Source organism: Pseudomonas sp. SJZ077 (assembly GCF_007993905.1).
GTDB lineage: Bacteria > Pseudomonadota > Gammaproteobacteria > Pseudomonadales > Pseudomonadaceae > Aquipseudomonas > Aquipseudomonas mandelii.
The window spans coordinates 105,316-125,386 of the sequence record NZ_VIUJ01000016.1; the positions used below are offsets into that span (position 1 = coordinate 105,316).

General features: G+C 59.9%; 17 protein-coding genes. All 17 read right to left on the reverse strand.

What is annotated here, in order from left to right:
- Positions 1 to 6 precede the first annotated feature (6 nt).
- Positions 7 to 1,539 carry an NADH-quinone oxidoreductase subunit M gene (gene nuoM / locus FBY01_RS22450; RefSeq protein ID WP_010458848.1) on the reverse strand — a complete coding sequence of 511 codons (1,533 nt, stop codon included), beginning with the start codon at positions 1,537 to 1,539 and terminating at the stop codon, positions 7 to 9.
- Positions 1,540 to 1,579: 40 nt separating this feature from the next.
- Positions 1,580 to 3,433, reverse strand: a complete 1,854-nt coding sequence (gene nuoL, locus FBY01_RS22455) for an NADH-quinone oxidoreductase subunit L (RefSeq protein ID WP_010458850.1) — start codon at positions 3,431 to 3,433, stop codon at positions 1,580 to 1,582.
- Complete coding sequence (nuoK, locus tag FBY01_RS22460; protein ID WP_010458852.1) at positions 3,430 to 3,738, reverse strand: NADH-quinone oxidoreductase subunit NuoK; 309 nt, start codon at positions 3,736 to 3,738, stop codon at positions 3,430 to 3,432. The genes nuoL and nuoK overlap by 4 nt, the downstream gene beginning before the upstream one ends.
- Before the next feature lie 2 nt (positions 3,739 to 3,740).
- The gene (gene nuoJ / locus FBY01_RS22465; RefSeq protein WP_145309599.1) at positions 3,741 to 4,244 is read right to left on the reverse strand and encodes an NADH-quinone oxidoreductase subunit J; all 504 of its coding nucleotides are present in this window, start codon (positions 4,242 to 4,244) and stop codon (positions 3,741 to 3,743) included.
- A 9-nt stretch (positions 4,245 to 4,253) separates the two neighbouring features.
- Entirely contained in the window at positions 4,254 to 4,799 is a 546-nt protein-coding gene (nuoI, locus tag FBY01_RS22470) for an NADH-quinone oxidoreductase subunit NuoI (RefSeq protein ID WP_007905075.1), read from the reverse strand.
- A 12-nt stretch (positions 4,800 to 4,811) separates the two neighbouring features.
- Positions 4,812 to 5,819, reverse strand: coding sequence for an NADH-quinone oxidoreductase subunit NuoH (gene nuoH / locus FBY01_RS22475; protein ID WP_008146046.1), 1,008 nt, complete (start codon positions 5,817 to 5,819; stop codon positions 4,812 to 4,814).
- Positions 5,816 to 8,530, reverse strand: a complete 2,715-nt coding sequence (gene nuoG / locus FBY01_RS22480) for an NADH-quinone oxidoreductase subunit NuoG (RefSeq protein ID WP_083377169.1) — start codon at positions 8,528 to 8,530, stop codon at positions 5,816 to 5,818. Before nuoG ends, nuoH begins: the two co-directional genes overlap by 4 nt.
- Before the next feature lie 137 nt (positions 8,531 to 8,667).
- Positions 8,668 to 10,023 carry an NADH-quinone oxidoreductase subunit NuoF gene (gene nuoF, locus FBY01_RS22485; RefSeq protein ID WP_010458862.1) on the reverse strand — a complete coding sequence of 452 codons (1,356 nt, stop codon included), beginning with the start codon at positions 10,021 to 10,023 and terminating at the stop codon, positions 8,668 to 8,670.
- On the reverse strand, positions 10,020 to 10,517 hold the full coding sequence (gene nuoE, locus FBY01_RS22490) for an NADH-quinone oxidoreductase subunit NuoE (RefSeq protein ID WP_007946422.1): 498 nt from the start codon (positions 10,515 to 10,517) through the stop codon (positions 10,020 to 10,022). The genes nuoF and nuoE overlap by 4 nt, the downstream gene beginning before the upstream one ends.
- 2 nt (positions 10,518 to 10,519) lie before the next feature.
- Positions 10,520 to 12,304, reverse strand: coding sequence for an NADH-quinone oxidoreductase subunit C/D (gene nuoC, locus FBY01_RS22495; protein ID WP_010458865.1), 1,785 nt, complete (start codon positions 12,302 to 12,304; stop codon positions 10,520 to 10,522).
- 72 nt (positions 12,305 to 12,376) lie between these two features.
- Complete coding sequence (locus FBY01_RS22500) at positions 12,377 to 13,051, reverse strand: NADH-quinone oxidoreductase subunit B family protein (RefSeq protein ID WP_010458867.1); 675 nt, start codon at positions 13,049 to 13,051, stop codon at positions 12,377 to 12,379.
- A 10-nt stretch (positions 13,052 to 13,061) separates the two neighbouring features.
- Complete coding sequence (locus FBY01_RS22505; RefSeq protein ID WP_003223812.1) at positions 13,062 to 13,475, reverse strand: NADH-quinone oxidoreductase subunit A; 414 nt, start codon at positions 13,473 to 13,475, stop codon at positions 13,062 to 13,064.
- A gap of 642 nt (positions 13,476 to 14,117) precedes the next feature.
- Positions 14,118 to 15,443, reverse strand: coding sequence for an isocitrate lyase (gene aceA / locus FBY01_RS22510; protein ID WP_010458877.1), 1,326 nt, complete (start codon positions 15,441 to 15,443; stop codon positions 14,118 to 14,120).
- A 499-nt stretch (positions 15,444 to 15,942) separates the two neighbouring features.
- Positions 15,943 to 16,704, reverse strand: coding sequence for a secretin N-terminal domain-containing protein (locus FBY01_RS22520; protein WP_145309601.1), 762 nt, complete (start codon positions 16,702 to 16,704; stop codon positions 15,943 to 15,945).
- Positions 16,705 to 16,956: 252 nt separating this feature from the next.
- Positions 16,957 to 17,382: a GNAT family N-acetyltransferase gene (locus FBY01_RS22530; RefSeq protein WP_010458881.1), complete on the reverse strand. Its 426-nt coding sequence runs from the start codon at positions 17,380 to 17,382 to the stop codon at positions 16,957 to 16,959.
- Complete coding sequence (locus FBY01_RS22535; RefSeq protein ID WP_010458883.1) at positions 17,375 to 18,544, reverse strand: cupin domain-containing protein; 1,170 nt, start codon at positions 18,542 to 18,544, stop codon at positions 17,375 to 17,377. The genes FBY01_RS22530 and FBY01_RS22535 overlap by 8 nt, the downstream gene beginning before the upstream one ends.
- A gap of 86 nt (positions 18,545 to 18,630) precedes the next feature.
- A complete protein-coding gene (gene purB / locus FBY01_RS22540; protein WP_010458886.1) occupies positions 18,631 to 20,001 on the reverse strand; it encodes an adenylosuccinate lyase in 1,371 nt (456 codons plus the stop codon).
- Positions 20,002 to 20,071: the final 70 nt, after the last annotated feature.

A 20,071-nucleotide genomic window follows, 5' to 3' on the forward strand; every position in this document is an offset into this window, starting at 1 on the left:
GCGCTCTTACCGGGCCGAAGCGAGTTGAGTGAAGGCGGTGCCGAGCCATTGCTGCACGCCATGCATCGTCGCAGCAGAGGTATCGAGGAACGGTTGCGGGTACACGCCGATGTAAATCAGCAGTGCCGCCAGACCGACCACCATGATCAGTTCGCGACCATCCATGCCATGCAGCACCGCGTCCGATTTGGACGGGCCGAAGTAGGCACGGTGGATCATGATCAGCGAGTAGACCGAACCGAACACCAGACCGGACGTCGCGATGATCGTGATCCATGGGGCGGCCGGGAACGTGCCGATCAGGATCAGGAACTCACCCACAAAGTTACCGGTACCCGGCAAGCCTAGGGACGCGGCGGCAAAGAACAGGCTGATGGCTGGCAGGTAAGCGATCTTCGACCACAGGCCACCCATTTCACGCATGTCGCGGGTGTGGGTGCGTTCGTACAACTGACCGCTGAGGATAAAGAGTGCCGCGGCCGACAGACCGTGCGCCAGCATCTGCATCACCGCGCCCTGCAGCGCCAGTTGGCTGCCGGAGTAGATGCCGATCAACACGAAGCCCATGTGGGAAACGGAGGAGTAGGCGATCAGACGCTTGATGTCGGTTTGGGCGAAGGCCAGGAACGCACCGTAGAAGATCCCGATCAGGCCCAGGGTCATGGCAATCGGCGCGAACTCGGCCGAGGCATTCGGGAACAGCGGCAGGGCGAAACGCAGCAGACCGTAAGCCGCCGTCTTCAACAAGATACCGGCCAGGTCGACCGAACCTGCGGTTGGTGCCTGGGCATGAGCGTCAGGCAGCCAGGAGTGGAACGGCACCACCGGCAGCTTCACCGCGAAGGCGATGAAGAAGCCGAGCATCAGGATGTACTCGGTGGTGAGCGACATCTTGGTTTTCAGCAGGTCGGCGTAGTTGAACGTGATCACGCCGGTGCTGTTGAAGTTGACCAACACCAGACCCAGGATCGCCACCAACATGATCAGGCCGGACGCCTGAGTGAAGATGAAGAACTTGGTCGCCGCGTAGATCCGGGTTTTCTTGCCGTCCGAAGAACTGTGACCCCAGAGCGCGATGAGGAAGTACATCGGCACCAGCATCATTTCCCAGAAGAAGAAGAACATGAACAGGTCGAGAGCGAGGAACACGCCGACGACACCGCCCAGGATCCACATCAGGTTCAAGTGGAAGAAGCCAACGTGACGCTGGATCTCTTTCCACGAGCAGAGTACCGAGAGGATACCCAGCAGACCGGTCAGCAGGATCATCAGCAGCGACAGGCCGTCGAGCGCCAGGTGCACGCTGATGCCGAAGCGCTCGATCCAGATGTGCTTGAACTCAAGCGCCCAGGTCGGATCGGCGCCAGGCGCCGGAGCAAATGAATAATTACCGTGGGCCCACAGCCAGAGGCCGAGCGCGAGTTCCAGGGTCATGGTCAACAGCGCAATCCAGCGGGGGAGGGTAGCGCCGAAGCGCTCACCCATCCAGCACAGCAGGCCGCCGATGAAGGGGATCAGGATTAGCCAAGGCAGAATCATGACGGGCTCAATTCCTTTCGCAAGTTCGCAAGGTTCATATTCAGACCGCTACCAGCACGATGGCGCCGATGACCAGCACGGAGCCGGCTGCCATCGATGCCGCGTACCAACGCAGTTGACCGGTTTCGGTACGGCTCAGGGCGGTGTGACCGCCTTTGGCCATACGCGGGATCAGACCGATGGTCTGGTCGAGCGGGTCTTTGCGCAGTGCGTGGCTGATCGCAAGGTATGGCTTGACGAACAGTTTGTCGTAGATCCAGTCGAAGCCCCAGGCAGCGAACCACCAGGCCGAAAGGAAGCGGCCGATGCCGCTGTTGGCGATTGCAGTGACGAAACGACGCTTGCCGAGGAACAGCAGCGCGGCCAGCAGGATACCGGCCAGGGCGATGGCGCCCGAGGCGATTTCCAGGCTGTGCTTGGCTTCGCCGCCGGCATGGCCGACGCTTTCCGGCAGCACGCCGTGCAGTGGCGGAACGATCATGGCGCCGACGAAGGTCGACAGCACGATCAGCACCGACAGCGGCAACCAGTGAGCGATGCCGTGACCGGCGTGCGCTTCAGTCTTCGCTTCACCGTGGAACGCGATGAAGATCAGGCGGAAGGTGTACAGCGAAGTCATGAACGCGCCGACCAGACCTGCGTAGAGCAGACCGTGGTTGCCGCTGGCAAACGCTTCCCAGAGGATTTCGTCCTTGGAGTAGAAGCCTGCGGTCACCAGTGGCAGGGCGGACAGTGCCGCGCCGCCGACGATGAAGCTGGCGTAGGCCAGCGGCAGTTTCTTCCACAGGCCGCCCATCTTGAAGATGTTCTGCTCATGGTGGCAGGCAACGATCACCGCACCGGACGCAAGGAACAACAGTGCCTTGAAGAAGGCGTGGGTCATCAGGTGGAAAATCGCGCCATCCCATGCGCCAACGCCCAGCGCCAGGAACATGTAGCCGATCTGGCTCATGGTCGAGTAGGCGAGGATACGTTTGATGTCGGTCTGGACCAGTGCGGCAAAACCGGCGAGTACCAGGGTCACGCCGCCGACGATGCCAACGAGCTGCAGGATGTCCGGCGCCAACGCAAACAGGCCGTGGGTACGGGCAATCAGGTAGACGCCCGCGGTCACCATCGTTGCGGCGTGGATCAGTGCCGAAACAGGGGTAGGACCGGCCATTGCGTCCGCCAGCCAGGTTTGCAGTGGCAGTTGCGCGGATTTACCGACAGCGCCGCCCAGCAGCATCAGGGTGGCCATGACCATCCAGAAGTCGCCGGCCTGGAATTTCTGCGGTGCCAGCACCAGCAGTTCCTGGATGTTCAGCGTGCCCAACTGTTGGAACAGGATGAACAGGCCGATCGCCATGAACACGTCGCCGATACGGGTCACGATGAAGGCTTTGAGTGCCGCATTACCGTTGTTGCGGTTGCTGTAGTAGAAACCGATCAACAGGTACGAGCACAGGCCCACGCCTTCCCAACCGAAGTACAGGAACAACAGGTTATCGCCCAGGACCAGGAACAGCATGCTGGCGATAAACAGGTTGGTGTAGGCGAAGAAGCGCGAGTAACCGGCTTCACCGCGCATGTACCAGGACGCAAACAGGTGGATCAGGAAGCCGACACCGACGACCACGCCGAGCATGGTCACGGACAGGCCATCCAGGTACAGCGCGAAGTTCGGCGTGAAGCCTTCCACCGCCATCCACTGCCACAACACTTGCGTGTAGTGACCGCCTTCCGGCGGGGCGACGTTGAATTGCCAGATCACGTAGGCCGTGACAATGGCAGACAAGCCGATGGAACCGACGCCAATCAGCGCCGACAGGTTTTCCGAGAAGCGGCCGCGTGAGAACGACAGCAGCAGGAAACCTATGAGAGGGAATACGAAAGTCAGATAGAGAAGATTCATCCGCGCATCTCGCTGGCAGCGTCGATATCGAGAGTGTGGAAGCGGCGATACAGCTGCAACAGAATCGCCAGGCCAATACTGGCCTCGGCGGCTGCCAGGCTGATCACCAGGATGAACATGATCTGTCCATCCGGCTGACCCCAGCGGCTACCGGCGACGATGAAGGCCAAGGCGGAGGCATTCATCATGATCTCCAGGCTCATCAGCACGAAGAGAATGTTGCGCCGGACCATCAGGCCGACCAGACCGAGGCAGAACAAGATGCCGGCGACCGCCAGACCATGCTCCAAAGGGATAGCAGGCATCGTCATTGCTCCTTGGCTTCGTTGCGGCCCAAGTGGAACGCCGTGACGGCTGCGGCAAGCAGCAGCATCGAGGCGAGTTCGACCACCAGCAGATAAGGACCGAACAGGCTGATGCCCACGGCCTTGGCGTCTACGGTGGTGTGGCCGATGGCCTGGCCGCTGGCGTCGCTGAACAGTACGTACAACAGTTCAACCAGCAGCAGGGTGCCGAGGGCGACCGGTCCGAGCCAGATGCCGGGCTTGAGCCAGACGCGCTCTTGCTGAACCGAGGCAGGGCCCAGGTTCAGCATCATCACCACGAACACGAACAGCACCATGATGGCGCCAGCGTAGGCGATCACTTCCAGCACACCGGCAAACGGTGCGCCGAGGGCGAAGAACGTCATGGCCACGGCGATCAGCGAAATGATCAGGTAGAGCAGGGCGTGCACAGGGTTAGTGTTGGTGATCACGCGAAGCGTGGACATCACAGCGATACCCGATGCGAAATAGAAAGCGAATTCCATCTTTCTTCCTTAAGGCAGCAAGCTCTTCACGTTGATCGGCTGGGCTTCATTCTGCGCGGAGCCTTTAGGCTTCCCGGCAATCGCCATACCTGCAACACGATAGAAGTTGTAATCAGGGTTTTTACCGGGGCCGGAGATCAGCAGATCTTCTTTCTCGTAAACCAGGTCCTGACGTTTGAACTCGGCCATCTCGAAATCCGGTGTCAGCTGGATCGCGGTGGTCGGGCAGGCTTCCTCGCAGAGGCCGCAGAAAATGCAGCGCGAGAAGTTGATGCGGAAGAAGTCCGGGTACCAGCGACCGTCTTCGGTTTCAGCTTTCTGCAGCGAGATGCAGCCAACCGGGCACGCCACGGCGCACAGGTTGCAGGCGACACAACGCTCTTCGCCATCAGGGTCGCGGGTCAGGACGATACGGCCACGAAAGCGCGGCGGCAGGTACACGGCTTCTTCCGGGTACTGCAGCGTGTCGCGCTTGCGGAAGGCATGGCCGAAGATCATCACCAGGCTGCGAAGCTGGGTGAAGAAGCCATGCACGATGTCAAATATGTACTTCATGATTCTCTATCCTCACTGAGCCGCGACGGCGGGCGTGTTGAGCAACACGATCGCAGCGGTCACCAGCATGTTGACGAGGGTCAGCGGCAGGCAGAACTTCCAGCTGAAATCCATCACTTGGTCATACCGTGGGCGCGGGATCGAGGCGCGCAGCAGGATGAAGAACATGATGAAGAACGCGGTTTTGAGCGCGAACCAGATGAACGGGATCTGCGGCAGAATGCCGAACGGACCGTGCCAGCCGCCGAAGAACAAGGTCACCAGCAGCGCCGAAATCAACACGATGCCGATGTACTCGCCGACGAAGAACATGCCCCATTTCATGCCGGCATATTCAATGTGGTAACCGTCGGCCAGTTCCTGCTCCGCTTCCGGCTGGTCGAACGGGTGACGGTGAGTCACGGCGACGCCGGCGATGAAGAAGGTCAGGAAACCGAAGATCTGCGGAATCACGAACCACAGGTTCTGCGCCTGGTATTCAACGATGTCGCGCATGTTGAACGAGCCGACCTGGATCACGATGCCCATCAGCGACAGGCCCATGAACACTTCGTACGACACGGTTTGCGCCGAGGCCCGCAAGCTGCCCAGCAGGGCGAACTTGTTGTTACTGGACCAGCCGGCAAACAGCACCGCGTAGACCGACAGACCGGCCATGGCGAAGAAGAACAGGATGCCGATGTTGATGTCCGCCACACCCCAGGTCGGGGTGATCGGGATGATCGCGAAGGCAATCAGCAAGGCGCTCATGGCCACGACCGGTGCCAGGGTGAAGATCACCTTGTCGGCGAACGGTGGCGTCCAGTCTTCCTTGAAGAACATCTTGATCATGTCGGCTGCAATCTGGAATGCGCCGAACGGGCCGACGCGGTTCGGACCGTAACGGTCCTGCCAGAGCGCGAGCAGACGACGCTCGACCCAGCTCAGCAGCGCGCCGCACACCACCACGGCGAGCAGAATCACGATGGCCTTGAGGACCGCGATGATCACGTCAATCACTTCAGGCGTGAACCAGGTCATTGAGCTGCCTCCTGCAGACCGTCAACGGTTTTGCCAAAAATCGCTGGCGGAATGCCGGCGATACCGGCCGGCAATGCGACCAGACCGGCACCCAGCTCTTCGTTGATGCGCAGCGGCAGACGCAAGGTCTGGCCAGCCACGTTCAAGCTGAGCAGGGCGCCGTCATTGACACCCAGGCGATCGGCTTCGGACTTGGCCAGCGACACGTAAGCGGCCGGGATGCGTTCCTGAACCGGCGCGGCTTTGGAAGAGGTCTCTTCGCTGCCGAACAGGTGGAAGAACGGCACAACCTGCCAAGTGCCCGGCGCCGGGTTAAATGCACGTGGAACAGCCGCGAACCAGTTCAGCGAATCACCGGTGCTTTCGATCAGGCGGGTGCCCGGGTCGCCAGCGCGGATGTGACCACCGACTTCGTCCTGGAACTTGTTCCAGGCCTGCGGCGAGTTCCAGCCCGGAGACCAGGCGAATGGCACTTGCTGACGCGGTTCGACCGAGCCCGAGTAACCTTCCATGGAGAAGGAGAACGCGGTGTCGATGTCCTGGGAAGTACGCGGTTCGTGCACGCTGATGTCGGCGCGCATGGCGGTACGGCCGGAGTAACGCAGCGGTTCGCGAGCCAGTTTCAGGCCTTTGATGCGGAACGCGGCGGACGGCGCAGCGTCGACGATGCCCGCCAGTTGCGGTGTGCTGGCGGCGACGGCGGCGGTGACGTGGTCCAGTTGGGTCCAGTCGATCGGCTGGTTCAACAGGGTGGCGCGCAGGGCATGCAGCCAGCGCCAGCCTTCGTGAACCAGGATGCTCGCGTCGAGGTAAGTCGGGTCGAACACCTGGAAGAAGCGCTGGGCGCGACCTTCCTGGCTGACCAACGTACCGTCGCCTTCAGCGAAGCTGGCCGCTGGCAGAACCAGGTGCGCGCGATCGCTGGTGGCGGTTTTCTGATGGTCTGCAACGATCACCACTTTCGCGGCGGTCAGGGCAGCATCAACCTTGGCTTTGTCGGTGCGGGTGTACAGATCGTTTTCCAGCACGACGAGGGCGTCGGCCTTGCCGTCGATCACGGCTTGCAGCGCTGCGTCGACCGAGTCACCACCGAGCATGGCCAGGCCGAGGCTGTTGGCCTCTGGCACGATCAGGCTGATGGAGCCGTTCTTCTCGCGCAGCTTCAAGGCTTTGGCGATGTTGGCGGCGGCTTCGATCAGGGCTTTGGAGCCCAGGGAAGTGCCGGCAATGATCAGCGGGCGCTTGGCCGCGAGCAGGGCGTCGGCGATGCGCTTGGCCAGTTCGAGGGCTTCAGCATCGAGGCCTTCAACCGCCGGGGCGCTGGCGTCGAGGGCGTGAGCCACGGCGAAACCGATGCGCGCCAGGTCGTCTGGAGCGGCGTGAACGCATTCTTCAGCGATGTCGTCGAGCTTGGTTTCAGCCAGGCTGGCGATGAACAGCGGGTTCAGCGCGTGCTGACCGATGTTCTTCACTGCCGCGTCGAGCCAAGGCTGAACGCGCATGGCATCGGCCATGTCTTCGGCTTTGCCTTTGACCGATTGACGCAGGGACAGGGCCATACGTGCAGCGGTCTGGGTCAGGTCTTCGCCGAGGACGAAAATCGCATCGTGATCTTCGATGTCGCGCATGTTCGGGATCGGCAGCGGGCTGTCTTTCAACACCTGCATGACCAGGCGAATGCGTTCCAGCTCGGCGGCTTCGATACCGGAGTAGAAGTGCTCGGCGCCGACCAGTTCGCGCAACGCGTAGTTGCTTTCGAGGCTGGCACGTGGCGAACCGATACCGACAATGTTGCGACCACGCAGCAGGTCGGCGGCTTTATCCAGCGCTTCGTCCAGGCCCAGCTTGGCGCCGTTGGCCAGCAATGGCTGACGCGGGCGGTCTTCGCGGTTGACGTAGCCATAGCCGAAACGGCCACGGTCGCACAGGAAGTACTGGTTGACCGAACCGTTGAAGCGGTTTTCGATACGACGCAGTTCACCGTAGCGCTCGCCCGGGGAGATGTTGCAACCGCTGGAGCAGCCATGGCAGATGCTCGGCGAGAACTGCATGTCCCACTTGCGGTTGTAGCGCTCGGAGTGAGTCTTGTCGGTGAACACACCGGTCGGGCAGACCTCGGTGAGGTTGCCGGAGAACTCGCTTTCCAGGGTGCCGTCTTCAACGCGACCGAAGTACACGTTGTCGTGGGCGCCGAACACACCGAGGTCGGTGCCGCCGGCGTAATCCTTATAGAAGCGCACGCAGCGGTAGCAGGCGATGCAGCGGTTCATTTCGTGGGAAATGAACGGGCCCAGTTGCTGGTTCTGGTGGGTACGCTTGGTGAAGCGATAACGGCGCTCGTTGTGGCCGGTCATCACCGTCATGTCTTGCAGGTGGCAGTGACCGCCTTCTTCACAGACCGGGCAGTCGTGAGGGTGGTTGGTCATCAGCCATTCGACGACGCTGGCGCGAAACACTTTCGCTTCTTCGTCGTCGATGGAGATCCAGCTGCCGTCGGTGGCGGGGGTCATGCAGGACATGACGATCCGACCACGCTTGTCGTTCTCGTCGGTGTACTGCTTGACCGCGCACTGGCGGCAAGCGCCAACGCTGCCTAGGGCTGGGTGCCAGCAGAAATAAGGGATATCGAGGCCTAGCGACAGACACGCCTGTAACAGGTTGTCTGCCCCATCGACTTCGAGCTCTTTGCCGTCTACGTGGATAGTGGCCATGGTTCAAAGTTCTTCGTTGGCCCGGTGTCAGCGGGCGTGGCTAATGGAATCTTGTTATTCGCGTGAATCAACACAGCCGTTTACGGCGTCATCACACGACAAAGCGAAGGGCACGGACCCTTCGCTTTTTTAAGCGTTTACGCGCCGACTACGATCGGCCTTGCCAGAGGCGGGACGACGGCGCTGGTGGGCGCGATGCCGGCTTCGAACTCGTGGCGGAAGTATTTGATTGCGCTGCCCAACGGCTCCACGGCGCCCGGTGCGTGAGCACAGAAGGTCTTGCCTGGGCCGAGGAAACCGACCAGACCCAGCAGGGTCTCGATATCGCCGGCTTGCCCTTCACCGTTTTCGATGGCGCGCAGAAGCTTGACGCTCCACGGCAAACCGTCACGGCACGGGGTGCAGAAACCGCACGATTCACGGGAGAAGAACTCTTCCATGTTGCGCAGCAGGGACACCATGTTGACGCTGTCGTCCACCGCCATGGCCAGGCCGGTACCCATACGGGTGCCCACTTTGGCGATGCCGCCGGCGTACATTTGTGCGTCCAGGTGTTCCGGCAACAGGAAACCGGTACCGGCGCCGCCTGGCTGCCAGCACTTGAGCTTGAAGCCATCGCGCATGCCGCCGGCGTAGTCTTCGAACAACTCGCGACCGGTGACGCCGAACGGCAATTCCCACAGGCCCGGGTTCTTGACCTTGCCGGAGAAGCCCATGAGCTTGGTGCCCATGTCTTCGCTGCCTTCGCGGGCCAACGATTTGTACCAGTCCACGCCGTCGGCAATGATCGCCGGCACGTTGCACAGGGTTTCAACGTTGTTCACGCAAGTTGGCTTGCCCCACACGCCAACGGCCGCAGGGAAGGGCGGCTTGGAACGCGGGTTGGCGCGACGGCCTTCCAGGGAGTTGATCAGTGCGGTTTCTTCACCGCAGATGTAACGCCCGGCGCCGGTGTGGACGAACAGCTCGAAATCGAAGCCGCTGCCCAGGATGTTCTTGCCCAGCAGACCGGCTGCCTTGGCTTCTTCCACGGCACGGTTGAGGTGCTTGGCGGCGGTGGTGTATTCGCCACGCAGGAAGATGTAGCCACGGTAGGTTTTCAGCGCGCGAGCACTGATCAGCATGCCTTCGATCAGCAGATGGGGCAGTTGCTCCATCAGCATGCGGTCTTTCCAGGTGTTCGGTTCCATCTCGTCCGCGTTGCACAGCAGGTAGCGGATGTTGATGGATTCGTCTTTGGGCATCAGGCCCCACTTCACGCCCGTGGGGAAGCCTGCACCGCCGCGACCTTTAAGGCCGGCGTCTTTCACGGTCTGGACGATGTCGTCCTGAGCCATGTCAGCGAACGCTTTGCGCGCTGCCGCGTAACCGTTCTTGGCCTGGTACTCGTCGAGCCAGACAGCTTCGCCGTCGTCGCGCAGACGCCAGGTCAGCGGGTGAGTCTCGGCCGAACGCTTGATGCGGTTGGCTGGACCGAAGGAAGTCAGGGTCATACGTAGCCCTCGAGCAATTTGGCAACGCCGGCAGGCTGCACATCGCCGAAAGTGTCGTCGTCGATCATCAACGCCGGCGCCTTGTCACAGTTGCCGAGGCAGCAGACCGGCAGCAGGGTGAAACGACCGTCGGCGGTGGTCTGACCCAGGCCGATACCCAGATTGCTCTGGATTTCGCTGACCACCGATTCATGGCCGCCGATGTAGCAGACCATGCTGTCGCAGACGCGAATGATGTGACGGCCGACCGGCTGACGGAAGATCTGGCTATAGAACGTTGCCACGCCTTCAACGTCGCTCGCCGGGATGCCGAGGATCTCGCCGATGGCGTAGAGCGCGCCGTCAGGCACCCAGCCACGTTCCTTCTGGACGATCTTCAGGGCTTCGATCGACGCCGCGCGCGGGTCTTCGTAGTGATGCAGCTCGTGCTCGATGGCCGAGCGCTCGGTTTCACTCAAGGTGAAACGGTCTGTCTGGATAAGCGTGCTGTTCATGCTTAGCGGTCCACGTCGGCCATAACGAAATCGATACTACCCAGGTACGCGATCAAGTCCGCGACCATGCTGCCTTTGATCACCGAAGGGATCTGCTGCAGGTGCGGGAAGCTTGGGGTGCGAATCCGGGTGCGGTAGCTCATGGTGCCGCCATCGCTCGTCAGGTAATAACTGTTGATGCCCTTGGTCGCTTCGATCATCTGGAAGGATTCGTTGGCCGGCATGACCGGGCCCCACGAAACTTGCAGGAAGTGCGTGATCAGGGTCTCGATGTGCTGCAGCGTGCGTTCTTTCGGTGGCGGCGTGGTCAGCGGGTGATCCGCCTTGTACGGGCCTTCCGGCATGTTGCGCATGCACTGCTCGATGATCTTGATGCTCTGGCGCATTTCTTCGACGCGCACGATGCAACGATCGTAGGCATCGCCATTGACGGCCAGCGGCACTTCGAATTCGAAGTTCTCGTAACCGGAGTACGGGCGCGCTTTGCGCAGGTCGAAGTCGCAACCGGTCGAACGCAAGCCTGCACCAGTGACGCCCCATTCGAAGGCTTCTTTGGTGTTGTAGGCGGCGACACCGATGGTCCGGCCTTTGAGGATGCTGTTGTCCAGCGCGGCTTTCTGGTATTCGTCCAGGCGCTTTGGCATCCACTCGACGAAGTCTTTCACCAGTTTTTCCCAGCCGCGTGGCAGGTCGTGAGCGACGCCGCCGATGCGGTACCACGCCGGGTGCAGACGGAAACCGGTAATGGCTTCGATCACCGTGTACGCCTTCTGACGGTCGGTGAACGTGAAGAACACCGGGGTCATGGCGCCGACGTCCTGGATGTAAGTCCCCAGGAACAGCAGGTGGCTGGTGATCCGGAAGAACTCGGCCATCATGATGCGGATGACGTCGACCTTCTCGGGCACCTTGATGCCGGCCAGCTTCTCGACCGAGAGCACGTACGGCAGGTTGTTCATCACGCCGCCGAGGTAGTCGATACGGTCGGTGTACGGAATGAAACTGTGCCAGGACTGACGCTCGGCCATCTTCTCGGCACCACGGTGGTGGTAACCGACGTCCGGCACGCAGTCGACGATCTCTTCACCGTCCAGCTGCAGGATGATGCGGAACGCACCGTGCGCAGAAGGGTGGTTAGGACCGAGGTTGAGGAACATGTAGTCCTCGTTCGCCCCAGAACGCTTCATGCCCCAGTCTTCAGGCTTGAAGCGCGCGGCTTCTTCCTCAAGCTGTTGCTTGGCCAGGGTCAGGCTGAACGGATCGAACTCGGTGGCACGGGCCGGGAAGTCCTTGCGCAGCGGGTGACCTTCCCAGGTCGGCGGCATCATGATGCGGGTCAGGTGCGGGTGACCGGCAAAGTTGATGCCGTACATGTCCCACACTTCACGCTCGTACCAGTTGGCGTTCGGCCAGATACCGGTCACGGTCGGCACGCTAAGGTCGCTCTCGGACAAGGCGACCTTGATCATGACGTCACTATTACGTTCGATCGACATCAAGTGATAGAACACAGTGAAGTCGGCGCCGCTTGGCAGCCCTTGACGCTTGGTGCGCAGACGCTCGTCCACGCCGTGCAGGTCATAGAGCATGACGTACGGCTTGGGCAGGTTGCGCAGGAAGGTCAGGACTTCGACGAGTTTGGCACGGGCAACCCAAAGCACCGGCATGCCGGTGCGGGTAGGCTGGGCGGTGAACGCCTCGGGGCCAAAACGGTTGTTCAGTTCGACGACCACATCCTGGTCGTCTGCCTTATAAGGCGGGATGTACAGAGCACTGCCTGTAGTCATGGTTATTTATCGCTTTCGGTCAACGTAAAGAATGAAGCCAGGTTCTCGTTCTATTAAAGAAGCAGAGCTGGATCAGACTTCGTCGGGGCTGCGCAGGTTGGTGACTGCGATTCGCTGTTCGCGGCGCTGTTCCTTTTGCGAAGGCATCTCGGCGCGGTACACGCCTTGATCACCGACGACCCAGGAAAGCGGACGACGCTCCTGTCCAATCGACTCTTGCAAGAGCATCAAGCCTTGCAAAAAAGCTTCAGGGCGGGGCGGGCAGCCAGGCACGTAGACGTCCACGGGCAGGAACTTGTCCACCCCTTGAACGACGGAGTAGATGTCGTACATGCCACCGGAGTTGGCGCACGAACCCATGGAGATAACCCATTTAGGTTCGAGCATTTGCTCGTAGAGACGCTGAATGATCGGCGCCATCTTGATGAAGCAGGTACCAGCGATAACCATGAAATCCGCCTGGCGCGGCGATGCCCGGATAACCTCGGCGCCAAAGCGCGCGATGTCGTGGGGCGCCGTGAAGGCGGTGGTCATTTCCACGTAGCAGCACGAAAGACCGAAGTTATACGGCCACAGGGAGTTCTTGCGCCCCCAGTTGACTGTGCCGTTAAGCACGTCTTCGAGCTTGCCCATGAAGATGTTTTTGTGGACTTGATCTTCTAACGGATCGGAAACGGTTTCCCGTTCGCCAATCGGATACTGCTCGTTAGGAGCATCGGGGTCGATCCTGGTGAGATTGTATTGCATTGCCAAAGCCTCATTGTTTCAGCTTCGCCTGCCGCTTGCGACGAGCTTCCGGAGCCCAGTCAAGGGCGCCCACTCGGAACAGGTAGACAAGACCTGCCAACAGAATTGCTATGAAAACGAGAGCTTCGACGAATCCGGTCCAGCCGCTTTCGCGGACGGACACAGACCAGGCAAAGAGAAAGAGGGCTTCGATATCGAAGATCACGAAGAGCATCGCGACCAGATAGAATTTGGCTGAGAGCCGCAAGCGGGCGCCACCTGTAGGTAGCATGCCTGACTCGAACGGTTCGTTTTTGCTGCGGCCCCAGGCTTTTGACCCGAGGAGGCTGGAGACGCCGAGCATGAAGGCGCAGAGGCCGACAACGCCCAGAAGGAAAATGGCAAAGCCCCAGTTGTGGGCCATGAGTCCTGTCGCTTCGGGCATGCTGGAAATCCTTAACAGAGAGCAAAGGTCTCTGAGCTTGAAAAAGAAACAACGCAGTGACGATATGTCGCAGCAATCAATCCCGCTGATTTTATGGCACAACACCGTGCAAGTAAAATTCCTATAGCGAAATTATTTACAGGAATAAGGACATAGCGCACCTCCAATGCCACGCAGCCCATGCGTTGCGGGCATTAGCCGGGTTTTCATCAATATTGTTTTGTAGGGAATGTAACGAACATAGTTGCCGCCAAATGACAATCATTATTGTTTGCGATGGTTTTTAAACTGGTTATCCAGGTTGGGGCGGGGAAGTTGTCTTATATGCGCGTTACTACAAGTAGCGGGCGGGGTTGTTTTACCCTGCTTTCCTGATCTTGAAACTGCTCTGAATCAAGGTTTTTGGCTGCACGCGTTCCCCCGTAGGAGCGAGGCTTGCCCGCGAAGAATACGCCGCGGTGCTCCAGACTTACCGCGTCATCGTTCTTCGCGGGCAAGCCTCGCCCCTACGGGGGGGGGGCGGTGGTGTTTCAAAAAATGCAGGCAAAAAAAACGCCCCGAACCAGTCGGGGCGTCAGATGTGCGACGTTGCGGTTAGCTTTCTATTCGGTCCGCAACGGCCGTTTGCTCAGGCGAATCAGATCAGTGGAACTGTTCTTCTTCAGTCGAACCGGTCAGGGCGGTTACCGAAGACGTGCCACCTTGAATCACGGTGGTCATGTCGTCGAAGTAGCCGGTGCCCACTTCCTGCTGGTGAGCCACGAAGGTGTAGCCCTTCGAAGCGTCAGCGAACTCTTGCTCTTGCAGTTTCACGTAGGCAGTCATGTCGTTGCGGGCGTAGTCGTGCGCCAGGTTGAACATGCTGTGCCACATGTTGTGAATGCCGGCCAGGGTGATGAACTGGTGCTTGTAACCCATGGCGGACAGTTCGCGCTGGAACTTGGCGATGGTCGCGTCGTCCAGGTTTTTCTTCCAGTTGAAGGAAGGCGAGCAGTTGTACGACAGCAGTTGGTCCGGGTATTCCTTTTTGATCGCTTCAGCGAAACGACGCGCTTCGTCCAGGTCCGGCTTGGCGGTTTCGCACCAGATCAGGTCGGCGTACGGAGCGTAAGCCAGGCCGCGAGCGATCGCCTGGTCCAGGCCGGCGCGTACTTTGTAGAAGCCTTCCTGAGTACGTTCGCCAGTCACGAACGGCTGGTCGTATGGGTCGCAATCGGAAGTCAGCAGGTCAGCCGCGTTAGCGTCGGTACGAGCCAAAATGATGGTCGGTGTGCCAGCAACGTCAGCTGCCAGACGAGCAGCGGTCAGCTTCTGTACAGCTTCCTGGGTAGGAACCAGTACTTTGCCGCCCATGTGGCCGCATTTTTTCACGGAAGCCAGTTGGTCTTCGAAGTGAACGCCGGCGGCGCCTGCTTCGATCATGCTCTTCATCAGCTCGTAAGCGTTCAGAACGCCGCCGAAACCGGCTTCAGCGTCAGCCACGATCGGTGCGAAGTAGTCGATGTAACCTTCATCGCCCGGGCCTTTGCCGGCTTTCCACTGGATCTGGTCGGCACGACGGAACGAGTTGTTGATGCGCTTGACCACGGTTGGAACCGAGTCCACCGGGTACAGCGACTGGTCCGGGTACATCGATTCGGCGGAGTTGTTGTCCGCAGCAACCTGCCAGCCCGACAGGTAGATTGCCTGGATACCGGCTTTGACTTGTTGTACAGCCTGGCCGCCGGTCAGGGCGCCCATGCAGTTGACGAAATCTTTATCAGGACGGAAGGATGGCTTGGCGCCCTGGGTGACCAGGTTCCACAGCTTCTCGGCGCCCAGTTTTGCAAAGGTGTGCTCAGGTTGAACCGAGCCACGCAGGCGGACGACGTCAGCAGCGGAGTAAGCGCGTGTCACGCCTTTCCAGCGTGGGTTTTCAGCCCAATCTTTTTCGAGGGCTGCAATTTGCTGTTCGCGTGTCAGTGCCATGGAGATAAACCTCGTCGCATAGGTCTGTGTGGAAAATTCCTGCTCCTGCCAAGTACGCGATTCAATTGGGGCGTAAGAGGCTGCTCGCTGACCAGAAGCTTAGGTGGTCAAGTCGGATTCGGCGGGATTGGCGACGGGATGAACGATGGGCTCGAGGGGAAGTGAGCAGGTAAGGGCGAACTGGCGAGCGCATTCGGGCGTCGTGGGCCTTGGTACGAACTTCAGTGTGGAGCCGGGTTACCTAATTACGCTTCCGTCCCTCGGGACAACTTCGTTCCAGTCGGCAACCTCGTCAAACACACCTTGTGGGCGGTACAGACACGAAGCGGCTCGCGGGGTAGATGCGAGCAGCGCCTCGAAGGCCCTTGCCAGGGCCCCTGATTAGCGGGAGCGAGGCCATCATGCCTTTGCTTTTTTGTATCGTCAAACGTTTTGTAGTGCTTTTTTTCGGGCACTACATCTTTGGTCTAATACGACTAATCAGTCAGTTTTCGGTGGTTTAGTCCAAAGTATCGACTTTCACCCGCAACGTCATGTCATCCCGGCCCTGAGTCGAGTGGCTGCGGGTCAGGCCCTGTTTATCGGCCTGGGTCTGACGATTCACACCGGCCAGGGTGATCCACTCGCCCAAGCGTCCTGTGACAGTTGTGTCGGTACTTTGCACATTCACTACATCGGGACGTTCCTGGCTCATGCGGTCACGGTTGGTACTGATCGCCAGGTGAACGATGTCGCCGGTAACGCTGGCGGTGACGTAGAAGCCCTGAGTGACGTTGCGGTACTCGGTCTGGCTGCGCAGATCACCATAGGAATCGGTCTGAGTGCTGGTGAGCGGGACGCTTTGGCCGACCTGAATCAGCGCCGGTGTGCCTTCACTGGCCTGAATCTGCTGGATGCCGCCATCACGGCTATCGGTGCTGCGATTGATGATGCGCGTCTGGCTCGGTTTGGCGCCGTTGACCGAGTAGCCCTGGTCGCCCTGGAAGTTGTTTTCGTTAGTGTCGACCGTGATCAGCAGGCGCTTTGCAGCAACGTCGAGTTGTGCAACAAGGGCCTTAAGTTCGTCGATCTTGCGCTGTTCTGCGTTGACAATCAGTTGGTTGCCGTAAGCGCTGACCTGGCCGTCCTTGCCGATGAAATCCTGTGCCATGGGTAGCATATCGGCGCTGGTGTGGTAATTCAGGGGCACGATCTCGGTGGCTGCCATGACTGAAAAACTGCACGTCAGCAGCAGCGTGGTGAGCAGGGTGCGTAGGGACATATCCGTTATCTCCGACATCTTGAAGTGTTGATATTGCCAGTTTGTCGGCCCGGCGTGGGGCAAGTTGAATCGTAGACAGCAAAACGCCCCGGCATCGGTCGATGGCGAGGCGTTTTGTGGTGTTCTGGCGGGCTTTTGTGGCGAGGGAGCTTGCTCCCGCTGGGCTGCACAGCAGCCCTAAAAATCTTGGGGCCGCTTCGCGCCCCAGCGGGAGCAAGCTCCCTCGCCACAGTAATCTCCCATCACAAGGAATTAAGCGGAGTGCCGCACCATGTCCACATGAGAAATCCCGGCTTCCAGGAATTCCTCACTGACCTGTCTGAAGCCCAGGCGCTCATAGAACGCCGTGGCCTGGACCTGTGCGCTCAGCATCTGCTGCTTCAGATCGCGCTTCTCGGCTTCACCGATCACCGCTTGCATCAGCGCATCGCCGACTTTCAAACCGCGCCAGTCTTTCAGCACCGAGACCCGGCCAATGTGCCCATCGGGCAGCAGGCGGGCGGTGCCAATCGGAAAGTCGCCTTCGAAGGCCAGGAAATGCACCGCCGTTGCGTCATCCGCATCCCATTCCAATTCTGGCGGAACGGATTGCTCGGCAATGAACACCGTCTCACGAATGCGCCGGATCTCGGCGTTGTCCTTTTGCCAGTCTGCGACACGAACGTGAATTTTATTCATCGGCAAACCCCAGGCTTCCTTGCTTGATCAGTTCGCACAGCAAGCCGCGGCTGTCTTCGTCGGTCAGCCACTCGCCCAGATTGTCAGCGTGCAGGGAGTCGGCAGCGCAGATCATTTTCAGCAGCTCACGCAGCTTGCCTGGCAGATAACGGCTCTGGCCGCTGGCGAACAGCAGCAGGTCGTCATCGACTTCGGACCAGGCCAGGCGTGCGCTCGGGTTGCGGATCAGTATTGCGCCTTGCTCCAGGCTGGCAAGCAGGTCGTCTTCTTCGATCTCTTCCGGGCCTACCACGAGTTCCGGGTAGCGCGGCTCGGTCATGTACTGGCCAAACCAGGTCAGCAGCAGGCGCTCGTCGCTCATGTGCTCGGCCAGCAAGGCTTTCAGGCGATCAAGGGCGTCGTGCTGAATCTGGTGCGGATCGACTGCCGGCAGGGCGTCGGCATCGGTGTAGCGCTCTTCGTCGGTCAGGAACTGGCTGAGGAAGTCAGTGAAGTGAGTCAGCACTTCAGAAGCGCTCGGGGCGCGGAAGCCGACCGAGTAGGTCATGCAGTCATCAATCGCAACACCGCAGTGGGCCAGGCGCGGCGGCAGGTAGAGCATGTCGCCAGGTTCCAGGACCCACTCATCGGTGGCTTCGAAATCAGCGAGGATGCGCAGGTCCGCGTGTTGCAGCAACTTGCTCTCGGAATCGCACATCTGGCCGATTTTCCAGTTGCGCTTGCCGTGACCCTGCAGCAGGAACACATCGTAGTTATCGAAGTGCGGACCGACGCTGCCACCCGGGGCGGCGAAGCTGATCATCACGTCGTCGACGCGCCAGCTCGGCAGGAAGCGGAAGTTTTCCAGCAGCTCAGAAACTTCCGGGACGAACTGGTCAACCGCTTGAACCAGCAGGGTCCAGTCACGTTCCGGCAGTTTGCTGAATTCGTCTTCGGCGAACGGACCGCGACGCAATTCCCAAGGGCGCTCGCCGTTTTCGATTACCAGGCGCGATTCAACTTCTTCTTCCAGCGCCAGGCCAGCCAGTTCGTCGGCGTCAATCGGACTTTCGAATTCAGGAATCGCCTGACGGATCAGCAGGGGTTTTTTCTGCCAGTAGTCGCGCAGGAATTCGCGCGCCGTGATGCCGCCCAGAAGTTGAAGAGGAATGTCAGGATTCATGTGTAACCTATTGAAAAAATGCACTTTTCAGACGGGAATAAAAACGCCCGGCGCTGCCGGGCGTCTCAAACGGGTAAAACGGTCGATCAGATGCGTTTGGCTTGTGCCACGGCGTTACCGATGTAGTTCGCCGGGGTGAGCAATTTCAGCTCGGCCTTGGCAGCGGCTGGCATGTCCAGGCCGTCGATGAAAGTTTGCAGTGCTTCAGGGCTGATGCCCTTGCCACGCGTCAACTCTTTCAGCTTTTCATACGGGTTTTCGATGTTGTAGCGACGCATCACGGTCTGGATCGGCTCGGCCAGCACTTCCCAGCACGCGTCCAGGTCAGCTGCGATCTTCTGAGCGTTGAGCTCCAGTTTGCTGATGCCCTTGAGGCTGGCTTCGTACGCGATCACGCTGTGGGCGAAGCCGACACCGAGGTTGCGCAGCACGGTGGAGTCGGTCAGGTCACGCTGCCAGCGGGAGATCGGCAGCTTGCTCGCCAAATGCTGGAACAGCGCGTTGGCGATACCCAGGTTGCCTTCGGAGTTCTCGAAGTCGATCGGGTTGACCTTGTGCGGCATGGTCGACGAACCGATTTCGCCAGCGATGGTGCGCTGCTTGAAATAACCCAGGGAAATGTAGCCCCAGATGTCGCGGTCGAAGTCGATCAGGATGGTGTTGAAGCGGGCGATCGCGTCGAACAGCTCGGCGATGTAGTCGTGCGGTTCGATCTGTGTGGTGTACGGGTTGAAGCCCAGGCCCAGCTCGTCTTCGATGAAGGCGCGGGCGTTCTCTTCCCAGTCGATCTCAGGGTAGGCCGACAGGTGAGCGTTGTAGTTGCCGACAGCGCCGTTGATCTTGCCCAGCAGCGGAACGGCAGCGACTTGAGCGATCTGACGCTCTAGACGGTAAACCACGTTCGCCAGCTCTTTGCCCAGGGTGGTCGGCGAGGCCGGTTGACCGTGGGTGCGCGACAGCATTGGCACGTCAGCGAAACGGATGGCCAGTTCGCGGATAGCTTGAGCGGTCTGGCGCATCAGCGGCAGCATCACGTCATCACGACCTTCGCGCAGCATCAGGGCGTGGGACAGGTTGTTGATGTCCTCGCTGGTGCAGGCAAAGTGGATGAACTCGCTGACCTTGGCCAGTTCCGGCAGCTTGGCCGCCTGCTCTTTGAGCAGGTATTCGATGGCTTTGACGTCGTGGTTGGTGGTGCGCTCGATCTCTTTGACACGCTCGGCGTGCTCCAGAGCGAAGTTCTCCGCCAGGGTGTTCAGCACCGCGTTGGCTTCGGCGGAGAACGCCGGCACTTCGCTGATGCCTGGGTGAGCGGCCAGGCGCTGGAGCCAGCGCACTTCAACCAGAACGCGAGCACGGATCAGGCCGTACTCGCTGAAAATTGGGCGCAGGGCCTGGGTTTTGCCGGCGTAGCGGCCGTCAACAGGGGAAACCGCAGTGAGCGAAGAAAGCTGCATGGGGTGTTCTCGGACAGTCGGGCAACGAAATGGGGCGCGTATCATACATGAAAAAATCCGCCGGTCCGTT